The following is a 14,733-nucleotide window of genomic DNA, read 5'->3' on the forward strand; positions in this document are numbered from 1 at the left end:
GCAGAAACAGCCAAAAACCCGGTTTCTAAAGTAGCCTACTGACTAAACTGTTGAGCGTAGTAGCCAGCATAGCGATCGCCCTTTTCCAGCAACTCCTCGTGCGTCCCTGATTCTACAATTCTGCCTTTTTCCAAAACTAAAATGCGATCGGCTCTCCGCACAGTCGCCAAGCGGTGCGCGATAATAAACACAGTGCGATCGCGCATCAATCTTTCCAGCGCTTCTTGCACTAAACCTTCGGATTCCGAATCCAGCGCCGATGTCGCTTCATCCAAAATCAATATTCTGGGAGCGAGCAAAACTGCACGGGCGATCGCAATTCTTTGTTTCTGTCCCCCAGATAAGTTTACACCCCTTTCTCCTACCCAAGTTTGATAGCCGTCGGGAAACTCACTAATGAATTGATGAGCGTTAGCAATCTCCGCAGCTTTTTGGACATCTTGCAGTTCATAATAAGATTGACCGAAAGCGATATTTTGAGCAATTGTACCCGAAAATAAAATCGTTTCTTGCGGTACAATTCCGATTTGCCTCCGCAGAGTATTTAAGGTGACATCTTGAATATCAATACCGTCAATTAAAATCTGTCCCGCTTGCGGATCGTAAAATCTGGGTAACAAGTTTACTAAAGTAGTTTTACCCGCACCGGATGCACCCACGAGGGCAATCATTTCTCCGGGAAGCACCAACAAACTCATGTTTTGCAGAATGGGTGTCTCTGAGTTATAGGCAAAATTAATATTGCGGTATTCGACTTTTCCCGTAACGTGGGGAAGTTCGATCGCGCCCGGTTTTTCAACTACTGTTGGTACAATTGCTAATAATTCAAAAATGCGATCGCTAGAGGCTTCTCCCTGCTTAAAATCCCCGTAATTAGCAGTTGTGATAGCGATGGGGTCAATTAAAAGTGCCACCCCTGCGATATAACTGATAAATTGAGTACCTGTGAGATTCCCTTGAGCAATTTGCCAACCTCCCAGGAAAAAGAGCAAAATCACGCTCATCGCTTCCAGAAAGCCAACTACAACGAACTGAAGTGCTTTTATTCGTTCTGACAAATACTTAGCGCGGCGGTTTTGTTCTGCTTCTTCTGCAAAGCGGGCAATTTCGTAGTCTTCAGCCACAAATGCTTTGATTAAACGAATGCCGCTGAATACTTCTGTCAGCAAAGCGGATAAATCAGAGATGCGATTTTGACTTTGCCGCGAGTAACTCAGCAGTCTCTCGCCAAACCAGCCAATTAAAATAGCCATCAGCGGTGCAATAATTAATGCACCTAAAGTTAATTGCCAGTTGAGATAAATCATATATCCCAGAACCGCAATTAGCTGCAAAACACAAGGGATAAACTGATGAAAAAATTTATTTACGACTTCGCCAATGCGGTCAATATCTTCTGTGAGGCGGTAGGATAAGTCTCCGGTTTTGGCAGTTTCAAAGTAGCCGAGATTGAGTTTTTGCAGGTGGGAGTAGACTTTTTTGCGGATTTCTAAAGCAATAGTCAAAGCTGCTTTTGCCATCAGCGTATCTTGACCGTACTGGGCTGTACCGCGAAGTAGAAATATAATGGCGCTGAGTGCAGCAATTTCAGCAAACCCTTTTAAATCTCCTTGGCCTATAAATTTGGCTGTTTCGCCAACCAGCCACGCTATAATCGGCCAAAATACGGTAAATACTACGGTACAAGCTAATGCTTTACCGATGGTTTGTTTTTGGGGACGGAGGTAGGGTAAGATTTGCCAGTATGTCGATCGAGTTTTCAAGATATTTTGCCCTCGCAAATTCTGTTTTTGGGGATCTCTGCAAGAATATTCAAACTTCGATCCCCCCTCACCCCCCTTAGTAAGGGTGGCACAAGATTATTATTATTCAAAGTCCCCCTTTTGAAGGGGGATTTAGGGGGATCTCTGCGTAAGTCATAGAGATATCTGAGCCTGAATATGATATCAGCGATCGGACAAATCTCAACAATCATTCTTCACCGAAAGCAGCCGGGATACAAAGCCCCCGGATTCATCCGTGGGGTTAATTGTCCAATTCTTCAATCTAAAATCTAAAATCTAAAATCATTCCTGACCGTCTGCATGAGTAGCCTGTACCTTAGCCCCGGCGACAACTGCACCCCGAAAGACGGCTGACTGCCCGGGTGCAAGAGTAACTGGTTCAGCCTCGATAAATCCGTTGTCAATTAAATTGCCTGACTCGTCCAAAACTTCATAATTGACTTTGACATTCTTGATTATTTTACAGCCTCGATTAAGCACTTGACCGCTGAAAAAGTTGCCGTCATAATTAGCCGCCGCAATTGACACTTTTGCAGAAATGTTGGAACCGGGAATGCAAGTTTGGGAAGTTCCAGAAGCTGGCTGTTTTGCGCACAACTTGCCCAAGTCTACTGTTTTGCCGTCGGGGGTTTTTATGTAGCAAAACGGCTCGTCAATTGGTGAGTTTTGAGCAATTGTATTTGTAGAGTCTGCAAGCAAAGGGCGAGCTGATATCGGCGAGATTAGCAAACTTGATAAAGCTACTGTTAAAGGTAAAATATTCATATTTTTTCGGGAATATCTGAAATTAATTGTACAAGATAATTTACATAAATTTTACGCTTGCATATCTATAAGTACGGTGCGTTGCGATCGCGTTGCGTTGTGCTATGATAAGACATCAAACTTTAGAAAGTAAAGTCATGGTCGTTACTCAAGATAACCCAGGACAAAAAACGGTAGAACTCATCGTAACTTGGGAGAAGTTGCCAGACGGCTTCCAATTAGAAGAAAAACCAGTGGAGAATACAGGTCAACCGCTAATTGCTGGAGCATTGCGAGAAATCTTAGAACTGAGAGGATCGATCGGGCCACTAATGCTGATAGCCAGCAACTTTGGCATTTGCGCTACTGTCAACGGCGAGTTAATAATCAAAGCACCAGATTGGGTTTATGTACCGTCGGTACTGCCCGCAGAGTCTAGAATAGACCGCAAAAGTTATACCCCAAACTTGGAAGGAGAAATCCCGACCATTGTAATGGAATTCTTGTCGGAAACAGACGGTGGGGAATATTCTATCAAACGTACTTTTCCTCCGGGAAAGTGGTTTTTTTACGAACAAATTCTGCAAGTACCAACTTACGTCATTTTTGACCCAGAAACTGGCTTGCTGGAAGTATATCGCTTGCAAAATGGCAACTACGAACTAGAATTTCCCGACGCGGAAGGTCGCCACTGGATGGCAGATATTGGTTTATATTTAGGAACGTGGCGAGGGGAGAAAGAACAGCGTACAGGCTATTGGTTGCGCTGGTGGGATGAAGCAGGAAATCTGCTTTTATGGGGTGTAGAAGAGTTAGCAGCAGAACGCCAGCGGGCCGATCGCGAACGTGAACGGGCCGAACGACTGGCTGAATATTTGCGCGAGCGGGGAATTAACCCGGACGAGATTATTTGATAAGTTGTACGCCATATCTGTAGGTGCGCAATGCGCACCTTACGAGATTATCTAATACTCGGCTTTCTATTCCTAAGATTCCGCGCTCCGGGAACTTTTCGGCTCGGACGGCGACTGTTCAAACTGCTAGCAGTTCGAGCATTCACAGCATCAGCAGCAGCTATTAAACCCAAATCTTGCAAAATTTCAACAGCCGCCCTTTGTCCCGTTTCGCAACCGCCTTCCATGTAACCTTGATTTTCCAGCGAAGTGTGTTCCCCGGCAAAATATAAATTGCCAACTCGTTCGCCTTCAACCCCATACATTTGCGTCCACTGTCCGACTAAATAGCAGGCATAAGAACCTTTAGAAAAGCGTTCTCCCGGCCAATAAGCTCGCACAGCTTTGCCCGATCGCAAATTACTCACTCCGGGAAAAACTCTTTCAAATTGGTTCAAAAATCTTTGTGCTTGGTCTTCGGGAGTTCCAGCACCGATCGACAAACCTTGTCTGCCTCCTCTAAAATTAGTTATCAAACCGTTAGGAGTAGGAGCAAAAGGTGTAGGTTCCCAGGTATTCTGGAATCCTAAATCGCTATAAACAGAAGCAGTCGATCGATACGTTTCTCGCCAAATGCGGCTGCGGTAGCCAGTAATCAGCTTAGAATTAGTACCGTAACCCAATTGCTCGATCGCCCTGCGCTTTGGTTGGGGCAAAGGTACGTTAATTTTAACGTCTCGCAGAGTGCTGAACGGCAAAGTTAACAAAACTCGCTCGTAAGTGCGCTCGAACGCGCTTAGTCCCGATCGCAAATTTACCCGATAGCGCCCATCCGGCAAAAGAGTAATCGCTTCTAAAACCGTCCCCGCTTCGATCGAACCAGACAATTGACCCGCCAAACTGTTGATAATTTGACTGTTGCCGCCGTCAATTTGATAACGCTCGTCGCTGTTACCGTACAATTCAAAACTGCCAGCTTCAGAACCGATTAAAAACAGCAGATTTAACGCCGACTGTTCTTCAGGATCTCGACCGTATTCCGTCGTGTAAGCAATGCGGAGTAACTGCCGGACAATCGTGCTAGTATCAGCTTTGTCTACATATTCCGCGATCGAAAGATTGTCCAATCTTTCCGCTGCTTCCGTAAAATCAAGATAGCTAATTTCATCGCCAACCGCCTGCAAATCAGCAGTAATTTTACTCGCTAGTGGTGCAAATTCCGCGATTATTTGCTCAAGAGAAAAGCGCCGTCCTTCAAAGAAAAAAGTATCCTTCACCAGTCCCCGCTGCACTTCGAGGACATCAATCGCCCGCAGGCCCAATTCCGACGCCAGGGAAATCAAAGTAGTGTGGCCGGTGTCAATAAATTCTGCCCCCAACTCCGCATAAATTTGCGTTCCAGCCACCTTTGGAGCAGTGCGTATCCGCCCCCCCACGCGGTTAGTTGCCTCGATTATATCGGCGCGCACGCCCGCTTGACGCAAGCGATAAGCCGCCGTCAAACCCGCAATTCCCGCACCCACAACCAAAATCGGCGATCGTCCGCCCTGTTGAGCAAAAGCTCCCCCTCCCTCCCTGGTAAAAGTCGCAGCAGCGACAGCCCCCGCAGCAGCTAAGCCCCCGTGCAGCAAACGACGCCGAGATATGGGAGAATTGGGAATGCGATCGGTCAGCATCCCCAGCAGTTCATCAGCCGGAATGCCCGTTTCCCTTGATTTCTGGGCAATAGTCGCAGCGCGGCGCAGCATTGCCATCAGTGTAGATTTAGCCATAATTAAGACATCCTCACAAAACAAAACTTTGATGTAAACTGGATTCTCGATCGTGCACTTTCCAGACTAAAGTCCAGAGAGATTTTTTTAATAATGCTAACCCTCAGAACACTGTTCGACAGCAAATTTTATCTCGAAAACAACCCAGATGTCGCCGTAGCAGTTGCCAGAGGCACGGTATCGAGTCCTTTCGATCACTACCGAAAAATTGGCAAATTTGAAAATCGCGACCCGAATGCCCTGTTCGACGCCAGCTATTATTTAGACACCAATACAGATGTAGCGGTATCAGTCAAACTCAACGGCGTTTCAGCAGCAGATCACTTTATTAGATTCGGTCAATTTGAAGTTCGCAGCCCAAACCCATTCTTCGATTTTAATTTTTATCTAGCAAGCAACCCAGACGTTCAGGCAGCAGTCCAAACCAATCAATTTACCCCATTTGAACACTACTTCAAAGCAGGTCAATTAGAAAACCGCAAAGCCAGCGTTTTCTTCGATCCCAGCTTTTATCTAGAAAAATATCCGCTGGTAGCAGCAGCAGTCCAAAGCGGCGCAGTTAAAAGCGCGATCGAGCACTACATTCAATTCGGTCAACAAGAAGGACTGTTGAGCACTCTCCCCGATCCCGCCGACAATTTGATCGCAGCAAAAAGCCTGGGCATTCTCGGAGAAATTCAAACTGCAAGCGATTTTGTGGGCGCTGCTGAACCAGCCGACATTTACAGTTTCATTCTCAATACTCCCAGCCTTTTCAGTGTAACTGTTGACGGTTTGAGTGCAGATGTTGATGTTGAATTAATTCAGGATCTGAACGGCAACGGCGCAGTTGGATTAGACGATATTATTGCTTCGTCTAACAATTTAGGCACGGCTTCAGAAACAATTGTCAGCAATGGGGCTTTGCCTGCGGGGACTTATTTCCTCCGCGTTTCTCAATTTCAAGGCGATACAAATTATGACTTGAGATTGCTATCCGCTCCCTCAGATATACCCCCCCAAATTTAAGGAGTAAATTAATTTGAAACTTTAAATCTTAGATGGGAAATTTGAAGAATTTACCCACGGAAGTTTGAGACACCGTGGGTTATGCACTTTCATCAAGCAAAGATAATAAAGCTCCTTTTTGATGGGCTACATAAGCCACTGGATTCTTAGTTTTGATCGCCTTACCTTCTGCCACGGCTCTTTTTAACCATAACCGCATTTGCCCTATTTGAACATCCAGAAGTTCCGCAAGAGATTTATCATCTAACGGTTGCTCTAAATTACTGAGAATAAAGGGTAAAACTGCTTCGTAAATATCTTTTGGAGGAAATTGGACTGTTGGTGTTTTCTCGTGTGCGATCGCATCTTCCGAAGTTCCATTAGAGGCAAAATCTATTTCTTCCGAGGCTGGTGCTTCCACTTCTGTTTTTGCGGATACAATCTCCGATAGTGAGTTTGACAGTGATCTATTTACTGCAATATCCGATGTTAAGGAGTGTGTCACTTCCACATCTGTAACTGCAGCTTCAATTTCTAACAGCGAACCTTGTGGTTGTGGGCTTACCCCCGCATCAGCCGATAGATCAAAATTCGTTTCGGCTTCAGTCGCGAGCGCTCCAAATTCTGAGGTAGCCACCTCCAAAAGTTCCCTGAGTTGTCCCTTTAATAAACTAGCAGGTATAGCTGGCAAAGGTTTTGCTCCCCGTTTCAGCAGTTGACGATTGCCTTCTGGTACGGCATCATATATCCGCACAAAAACCGGAACATCTTTTATCCTTTCTAGCGCTTCCACCGCACCCGCCCAAGTGCCGCCCGTACCGACTGAACAACTGACGACAAGGGCGCGATCGGCTAAAGCATAAATATATTTATTTCGCCCCATCGCATTGCCAACATTAAAACTAGCATTCGGATCGCAAGCAGATACTAAAGTCAGTCTGCCTTCTTTAATACCAGTGCGATATTTTCCAGCAACAGCAGCTTTAGCCAAACTGTCAGCCAGCACACCAACAGCCGTTCCTCCCGCCTCCAGCGCGCTTAACATTGCCGCCGTATCTACCCCGCGCGCGCCACCGGAAACTACCTGCATTTCTTGTTCGGCACAAGTCTGTGCAATTCTCTGAGTGCGATCTAGTCCTTCTTCATCAACATCGCGAGATCCGACAATAGCTAATCCTCCCTGACCTAGCAATTTTAGGTTGCCAATTCCATAGAGAATTGCTGGTGCTAAATGTTTCAATATTTGCTTGAGGCGCTTGGGGTATTGAGAGTCGCTTCTTCCCAATATCCACAGCCCTTGATTCGTCCATTTTTCAACAGCTAAACTCAGCATTACCCCTCGTTCTAATAATTCCGAAACTCTGTAAAAGTCAAGCTTACTTGCCGGAATTGATTGTAACAAATTTAAACAAGTTGAACTTAGCAAATCCGCTGGGCGCTTCTGATTTTCGCGCAGCCAACCAGCCAAATAATTATATTCGCTAAGCGTTAGAGGTTGCGGTTCTGTTTGCCGATTTTGCCCGAAGCTGGCGCACAAGAGTAAAATTGCTTGAGTATCTGGTGGTAGTACATGATTCATATATCTAATCGGCGAGAGAGTTGAGGGATAATGCTAGCGGAAAAACTGACCCGCTACCACCTTGACGTAAAAGTGCCGCAATGACTGTAAAAGTCCACCGGGAATCTACCATATCGTCAACTAAGAAAACTGTTCCTTTTATTCCTTCCCAAGTGTCGATCGCAAATGCACCATCCAAATTATGAGCTTGCTGATAACTATTATTCATCTCTTTTTGAGGTCGTGTTGGGTTAATTTTCCGAATGACTGGCTTAAAAGGCAAATTTAATCGATCAGCCAGCTTTTGAGCAAAATTTGGTACTAACTCGGGACGATTTAAAGAAGGTACGCAAGTCACCCAAGTAGGAAATGGTTCAGGTTGCCAGCGCTGAATCATTTCAAAAGCCCCCTCAACCACTGCATCATTAAAATTATTATCCCGATACTTACCCAGTTTAACTAATTCTCCCCAACCTGCATCGCCCCACAAAGACAGCGCCCTTCCGGCTTCGGCTCTTAAATTAGGTTGAATATTTCCCGAATAACGGTAAATTAGAAATGCTTTTGAAGGCCATTGTTTGCGGGGTTCGATAATTATATCGCACCGCCGTAGGTACTGAATTGCTTGATTTACAATTTCCAGAGAAGGGATTTCTGGCAGTAAAGATTCACCCAAACATACAGCACATTTGCCACACTTAGTTGGATTGGGGTCATCTAATTCTTTTGCGAGAAAAGCCATGAGGCATTGTTTGTTTTCGCCCATGTATTCTCGCATTTTGTCTTGTTCTTGGTGACGAATTTGCGTCAAACGTTCGATTTTATCACTGTCTGGCTGATAGTTAACAGGGGTAGCATACCACTTGGAATTTTGCTTGCTCACCGGGGCTGGTGATTCCAGGGATAGCAGTTTTAAAACTTTATCAATTTTCCCTTTAGAAAAATTTAGTTCTTGCTCTAACTGGGGAACAGATAAGCCATTATCTGCTTGGTTAAGCGCAATTAAAACTTCCTGCGTATGGGCTTGTGGAGGAAAAGCTGTTCTGATAAAATAGTTGGTAATTTCGTCATCTTCATCGCCACTTAAAAGGATACCATAGGCTTGTTCTACGGCTCTACCCGCTCGCCCTACTTGTTGATAATAATGAACGACGGAGCCGGGACGCTGGTAATGAATAACAAATCCTAAATCTGGTTTGTCAAAACCCATCCCCAAAGCTGTCGTTGCAACTAAGGCCTTAATTTCGCTGTTGAGAAGTTGGTCTTCTAAGGTTTGCCTCTCTAAATTCTCTAGATTGCTATGGTAGGTTTTAGCATCAATTCCTTGACTTATTAACCAGTTAGCCAGACGTTCGGCATCTTTGATAGTTAGGGTGTAAATGATGCCGCTTCCCGGTAAGTTCGGCAACTGTTCTGCTAACCATGCCATTCTTGCTGCTGAACTTCCCAGAGCGATATTTTGAAGTTGCAAGCTTTCTCTAATTAAGTTTCCTCTGATTACGCGAAGATTGGCACTTAATTGCTCGATGATATCATTAACCACTCGGTTGTTAGCTGTAGCGGTTGTGGCTAAAACAGGTATGTTTTGAGGAAGAGCTTGCAAAATTCGGACAATCCGGCGATAATCTGGCCGAAAATCATGTCCCCAGTCGGAAATGCAGTGGGCTTCATCGACGGCAAATAACCCAATTTTTTGAGAAATTGGTAGCAGAATGCTGTTTGTAAAGTCTTCATTAGCCAGCCTTTCGGGGGAAATTAGGAGAACATCTATTTGTCCTGCTAGCAACTGAGTTTTTACGAGTTGCCATTCGTCTGTATTGCTGGAGTTAATTGTTGCTGCTTTAATGCCAATTCTATCGGCGGCGGCAATTTGGTTTCGCATGAGAGCGAGTAGAGGTGAAATCAGGAGTGTGGGACCAGCTCCTCTATCTCGCAGCAGCCGAGTTGCTAAAAAATATACTAAGCTTTTACCCCAACCAGTGCGCTGTACCACCAGCAGTTTCGATCGCTCTTCGATTAAAGAGGCGATCGCTTCCCACTGTCCGTCTCGAAAGTCAGCTTGTGTGTTGTTGAGGGCTATTTGGAGAAGCAATCGCGCCCGATTTTTCAATTCTACTGTCATATTGTTAATCTGTTAGTAAAAGTTCCTCTTCTTGTAATTTCGTGTTAAAAATAACAGGACTAATTACTAACATGATATCACCAACTACCCAAGTTTTAATTCGTACTTTTTTGCCCGCTGGGAGAGGGCAAAGATTGAACAGGTGTCGGAGGCCAATTAGAGCGACTTCTGGTTAGAGTAGTAGACACCAAAGCATAGCCCAAAACAGCAGGAAGCACGATCGCACTCAGAAACACGATCGCCGCCGCCCAAGTCATCGCATTCGAGAGAGGGCCGTAATGAGTGCGGTAAGGGTCAAACAGTGGTAAATTAGGCCTCGGGGCGTCCCGGAGCGCGATCGGACGTTTGAACCGCACCCGCCTGTCGTCGAGCTTTTCGAGCAAAATCCAGCCAACTTCCTCCTCTTCCTGGCACAGCTTGTTAAAAATCGCAGGATTGCGAAACAAATCGCTGCTAGCCCGCACAATCTTGTACTCCCAAACCGTCAAATCAACAGCATTAGGAGCGGATTTGGGATTGCCATTCGAGCGCGCATTTTCAGGCGCATTAAAATTATCCTCTTGAGATTCGTACCGAGTCAAAACTTCCTCCTCCTCGTCGTATTTTTGCCCCGCAGCCAATTGCTCGCGGCTCACCAATACACCCGCGAGCGCAGCCTCCAAGCCGAGACTGCCAACCATCAAACTCCAAATCAGAATTTCAACCATAAAAGGAGTTAAAAGTTAAAAATTAAAAACTAAAAAGACTCGCTTTTAACTTTCAATCTTTAATTTTCAAATAGCCTTCCACCAGACAATCTGCACCCACCGCGCGCCAAGAAACCCTCTCTAAAGTCAAAGCATCAGTCATTGCGGAAAACCCCAAATCTCCTACAGGAGTTGGAGCAGCTTGGCCGCCGACAATTTTAGGAGCAATAAAAGCCATAATTTTTTGCACTGCACCCTCAGCAATTGCCTTGGCCGCCAAAGTGCCGCCGCACTCCCAGAGTACAGACAGAAAAGATCGATCGTACAAATAAGCCATAACATTAGTCGGTGTCAGCGGCGAGAGTTCCACAACTTCCACCCCTTTGGCGATCAAAAATTCCTGAAATTCCGGGTTAACCCCAGGCTCAGTCAGCACCAAAGTAGCCGCCACAGAGGTTTCCCACAACCAAGCCGACTTCGGCAAATCGAGAGTGCGGCTCATCACCACCCGCAGGGGATTATTCCTATCAGGCTGGTGGCTCGTCAGTAGGGGATTGTCCAGACGCACCGTATTTCCCCCAACAATCACAGCATCGCAGCCGACGCGCACCCGGTGTACCTCGCTCCGAGCCTCCTCGCCTGTCACCCAAGCGCTGTGGCCGCTACTGGTAGCAATTTTACCGTCCAAAGTCATTGCATATTTCAAAATTCCCAAAGGCCGGCGGTACAAAATTCGGTGAACGAAAGCCTCGTTGAGTTTTTGGCAAGCTTCGCCTTCCACTCCCGCCACCACTTCAATCCCAGCCTCTCGCAACCGGGTCAGCCCAGTTCCAGCGACCAAAGGATTCGGATCGACCATGCCAGCCACTACTTTTGCCACCTTGGCCTTAACTAAAGCTTCGGAACAGGGAGGAGTCCGCCCGTAGTGGTTGCATGGTTCCAGGTTCACGTAGACGGTCGCTCCTTCGGCGAGTTCCCCCGCCTCCCGGAGTGCAAAAACTTCGGCGTGAGGTTGACCGGCACCGGGATGAAACCCTTCGCCGACAATCTTCCCGTCTCGGACAATTACAGAACCGACAAGGGGGTTGGGTGCGGTTTTGCCGAGAGCGCGGCGAGCCAATTCTATGCAGCGGCGCATCATGGCTCGATCGAACTCTTGAATTTCGCTGTTTTCCAGTTGTTTTGTACCTGGCTGCTGTCGGTTAGCTAAGCTGGCGATCGCTTGAGCGTCCGCCGGAAAAGTTTCCATGAGATTTTGGTATGATATCTATCCCTGAGTGTACTGACTTTGATGCTAATTTTGGCTGCGAACCGACGATCGATTGCTGCTGGGGCAAACTGTACGTTACCGGGAGCAAGCGGGGAATTTAGGGCGATCGACCCCGCAGGCCCGAACAAATAGCTTTAACATTAAGAAACAATAACAGGTGCTTGAGAAAACAATGAGTCAGGACATGGAGCGGGAATTTGCCAGCCGCGACGAATTAATAGCCTACGTGCGCGAACAGTTCCCCGCAGCAGACGCCCGGGACAGCAGCGTACCCCCAACCCCAGGCGGGCGGAAAGCAGCCGAGACAGCCCTGCAACAAATTGACCCCGGCAAGTACGCCTCAACCCGCAATTTCCTCAACGGTGCGGTAACGCGCTTGTCGCCCTATTTGCGCTACGGCGTTTTGAGTCTTGGGGAAGTCCGGGATGCCGTGCTGGAGAAGGTGCGGCATCGAGAAGATGCCGTAAAACTCGTCAACGAGTTGGGTTGGCGGGATTATTGGCAGCGACTTTACGCCGAATTGGGCAACGGGATTTGGGAAGACCGGGAAGCTTACAAAACTGGTTACACTGCTAAAGATTACAGCGAAACTCTGCCGGAGGATGTCATGGAGGGCACGACTGGTTTGGTTTGCATCGACAGTTTCAGCCGCCAGTTGCGAGAAACTGGTTATTTGCACAACCACCAGCGGATGTGGACTGCGGCTTATCTCGTACACTGGCGGCGCGTGCGCTGGCAAGCCGGAGCTCGCTGGTTTTTGCAACATTTGCTAGATGGAGATCCGGCGAGCAACAATCTTTCTTGGCAGTGGGTAGCCAGCACTTTTAGTCACAAACCTTATTTCTTTAATCGAGAAAATTTGGAGCGTTACACTAAGGCGGTTTATTGTCGCGATTGTCCTATGTACGGGCAATGCGATTTTGAGGGAACTTACGAATATTTGGAAGGGAAGTTGTTTCCTTTAGGAGAAAAGGTCGATCGCAGCGGCGGTTCTAAAAGTTGGCAAGACCATCAAAAAGGTCGCAGAAATTATAAAAGTCAGTAGTCAGTAGTCATTAGTCATTAGTCATTAGTCATTAGTTAACAGTTAACAGTTAACAGTCAACAGTCAACAGTCAACAGTCATTAGTTAACAGTCAACAGTCAACAGTCAACAGTCAACAATTACTAATTTATGAACAATCCGATTATTTGGCTGCACGGCGACTGTATGAGTCCTGAAGGCCCCGCTTTTCAAGCGCACCCAGAGGCACCGGCAATCTGGGTTTGGGATGATGCGCTCATTGATGAATGGCAGTTGAGTCTCAAACGAATGGTGTTTATTTACGAATGTTTGCTGGAGTTGCCGGTAGTTATTCGGCGGGGCGATGTGGCTGCAGAAGTTATCGCTTTTGCGATCGAATCCGGCGCGAATCAAGTGGTGACTGCGGAAAGTCCCAGTCCTCGGTTTCAGGATATTTGCAGCGAAATTAAGCGATCGCACCCTGTAGAAGTTTTGCCGCCAGAACCCTTTGTCCGCTACGATGGTTACATTGATTTGAAGCGTTTTTCCCGCTATTGGCGCGTCGCTGAAAAATATGTTTTCTAATCGGGAATTGAGAACTTGTACGCTCGCGTAGCCGAAGTATTGCTAACTGGAAATTGGGAATTGTCAGTTGCTAATTGTCAATTGGTAATGGGGCATTGGTAGAAAAACAAGAAAGAGGCAAAGCGGATAACATTATTTTTTCCTTCTTCCCTCGAACCTCTTCCCTCAAACTTCAACATCCATCCGTTAAATGCGAAGAAAGCGAATCCGTTGCCGAACTCCCCTCAACATCCCTTAAATCCCGTACACTCATCCGTTGCCGAACTTCAACTCCCCTTCAAACGCTGCAACAGCCATTGAAATCTAGATTCAGCCAAATCTTCAGGATTTTCAACATCTTGTGGCGGGATGGCGCGCTCGTCGTCGGGGTCTTTATATGATAAATAATCAGTCTCTTCGCCGAAGCGTTTTACTGTACCCCGCAGTCTCGACGACAAAAATTTGGTAATCGCCCGATAAAACCGCAGGGAAAAAAGCACATCTTGCTCGAGTTTTTCAGTTAGCAGCCGCCTCGGAATTGACAGGATGAGGCACTCTTCAATTGCCGTGACGCTAGCAGAAGGAAGCCTCCCGTCTACAAAAGACATTTCGCCCAACACTTCCCCGGAAATAATTTTTCCAATTTCTTTGTCGGCCAAAGATGATACAGCAACGCTCAAAGTTCCCTCCAGAACTATGTAGAGGGCGTCTAAGGGCTGACCTTCGGTGATGAGGGTGGTGCCGGGGAGGACTTGGGTGCGGGTGCCGTTGGCGAGCATCCAATCGATGTCGCGATCGCTCAATTCGCCTAATATCACTAGAACTTTGCTCATAAAGTCAGGTTGAGATGAGATAATTTGTATTTTTTTACTTGTTTAGTTGCGTGCTGTTGTGAGATGGTCAGACCTTGAGCGAAAGCGAAGGCTAAACTTTACAAATAGAACACTAAATTTTACACAATTCTAATAATATTTAGTAAATTTGACACGATCTAGCTACAAATGTTTGTCGGATCAGTGCTATTCTACATTACTTGTCAAGAACTGTGCAGCAGCCGATCGCGTTGTTTTAACTGCACTTGCTTTGGACGGCGGGGCTGCCAAAACTGTTTTGAAAGCTCGCTTTTTCTTGGTTTCGAGCCGGTGCGCCCTCAAAAACCGGATTTTTCCGGCGCTGCTGCGAGTGCAGCGCCCCCAAGTACAGAATTGTAGAATGCAAGCCAGACGCGCGATCGACCCCTCTATTAAACAGGATCTATGGTGAAATCATCCCTAGGATTGATTTTTAGCCGATCGATAGGTAAATTTAAATTAGCCTCTAAACCTGCCGTCAGTTCTTAAATCTAATCAG

At 46.5% G+C, this 14,733-nt stretch carries 13 protein-coding genes; 5 read left to right on the plus strand and 8 right to left on the minus strand.

From position 1 onward, the window contains the following. Positions 1-35: 35 nt before the first annotated feature. Both QUA54_RS12245 and QUA54_RS12250 read right to left on the minus strand, forming a co-directional pair. Positions 36-1,763 carry an ABC transporter ATP-binding protein gene (locus QUA54_RS12245; RefSeq protein WP_333414839.1) on the minus strand — a complete coding sequence of 576 codons (1,728 nt, stop codon included), beginning with the start codon at positions 1,761-1,763 and terminating at the stop codon, positions 36-38. Between the two features lie 303 nt (positions 1,764-2,066). Then, on the minus strand, positions 2,067-2,549 hold the full coding sequence (locus tag QUA54_RS12250; protein ID WP_333414840.1) for an FxLYD domain-containing protein: 483 nt from the start codon (positions 2,547-2,549) through the stop codon (positions 2,067-2,069). Between the two features lie 137 nt (positions 2,550-2,686). Here QUA54_RS12250 and QUA54_RS12255 point away from each other — a divergent pair, with 137 nt between their 5' ends. Further along, positions 2,687-3,442, plus strand: a complete 756-nt coding sequence (locus tag QUA54_RS12255) for a Uma2 family endonuclease (RefSeq protein ID WP_333414880.1) — start codon at positions 2,687-2,689, stop codon at positions 3,440-3,442. A 47-nt stretch (positions 3,443-3,489) separates the two neighbouring features. Here QUA54_RS12255 and QUA54_RS12260 read toward each other — a convergent pair whose 3' ends face one another. Further along, positions 3,490-5,193, minus strand: coding sequence for an NAD(P)/FAD-dependent oxidoreductase (locus tag QUA54_RS12260; protein ID WP_333414841.1), 1,704 nt, complete (start codon positions 5,191-5,193; stop codon positions 3,490-3,492). 93 nt (positions 5,194-5,286) lie between these two features. Between QUA54_RS12260 and QUA54_RS12265 the strand changes: the two genes are divergently transcribed. After that, entirely contained in the window at positions 5,287-6,201 is a 915-nt protein-coding gene (locus QUA54_RS12265) for a PPC domain-containing protein (protein ID WP_333414842.1), read from the plus strand. Positions 6,202-6,280: 79 nt separating this feature from the next. On the opposite strand, the gene QUA54_RS12270 is transcribed toward QUA54_RS12265, so the two are convergent. The 4 genes from QUA54_RS12270 to ribD all read right to left on the minus strand — a co-directional run bounded on the left by QUA54_RS12270 (position 6,281) and on the right by ribD (position 11,795). Further along, positions 6,281-7,759 (minus strand): DNA-processing protein DprA, encoded by a 1,479-nt coding sequence (locus tag QUA54_RS12270; RefSeq protein ID WP_333414843.1) that lies wholly within the window; start codon positions 7,757-7,759, stop codon positions 6,281-6,283. Between the two features lie 4 nt (positions 7,760-7,763). Continuing rightward, entirely contained in the window at positions 7,764-9,860 is a 2,097-nt protein-coding gene (locus QUA54_RS12275; protein WP_333414844.1) for a RecQ family ATP-dependent DNA helicase, read from the minus strand. 95 nt (positions 9,861-9,955) lie between these two features. Continuing rightward, positions 9,956-10,567 carry a hypothetical protein gene (locus QUA54_RS12280; RefSeq protein WP_333414845.1) on the minus strand — a complete coding sequence of 204 codons (612 nt, stop codon included), beginning with the start codon at positions 10,565-10,567 and terminating at the stop codon, positions 9,956-9,958. A gap of 52 nt (positions 10,568-10,619) precedes the next feature. Further along, complete coding sequence (gene ribD / locus QUA54_RS12285) at positions 10,620-11,795, minus strand: bifunctional diaminohydroxyphosphoribosylaminopyrimidine deaminase/5-amino-6-(5-phosphoribosylamino)uracil reductase RibD (RefSeq protein WP_333188209.1); 1,176 nt, start codon at positions 11,793-11,795, stop codon at positions 10,620-10,622. Positions 11,796-11,988: 193 nt separating this feature from the next. Here ribD and QUA54_RS12290 point away from each other — a divergent pair, with 193 nt between their 5' ends. Both QUA54_RS12290 and QUA54_RS12295 read left to right on the plus strand, forming a co-directional pair. Next, positions 11,989-12,861, plus strand: coding sequence for an FAD-binding domain-containing protein (locus QUA54_RS12290; protein ID WP_333414846.1), 873 nt, complete (start codon positions 11,989-11,991; stop codon positions 12,859-12,861). Positions 12,862-12,990: 129 nt separating this feature from the next. Then, the gene (locus tag QUA54_RS12295; RefSeq protein WP_333414847.1) at positions 12,991-13,404 is read left to right on the plus strand and encodes a hypothetical protein; all 414 of its coding nucleotides are present in this window, start codon (positions 12,991-12,993) and stop codon (positions 13,402-13,404) included. 266 nt (positions 13,405-13,670) lie between these two features. Here the strand turns inward: QUA54_RS12295 and QUA54_RS12300 are convergent, their stop codons facing one another. Then, positions 13,671-14,216, minus strand: a complete 546-nt coding sequence (locus QUA54_RS12300; protein WP_333414848.1) for a cyclic nucleotide-binding domain-containing protein — start codon at positions 14,214-14,216, stop codon at positions 13,671-13,673. Between the two features lie 148 nt (positions 14,217-14,364). Here QUA54_RS12300 and QUA54_RS12305 point away from each other — a divergent pair, with 148 nt between their 5' ends. Continuing rightward, a complete protein-coding gene (locus QUA54_RS12305; protein WP_333414849.1) occupies positions 14,365-14,646 on the plus strand; it encodes a hypothetical protein in 282 nt (93 codons plus the stop codon). Positions 14,647-14,733 lie beyond the last annotated feature (87 nt).

This window comes from Microcoleus sp. MOSTC5 (genome assembly GCF_036701825.1).
In the GTDB taxonomy this organism is placed as follows: Bacteria; Cyanobacteriota; Cyanobacteriia; order Cyanobacteriales; family Microcoleaceae; genus Microcoleus; species Microcoleus asticus.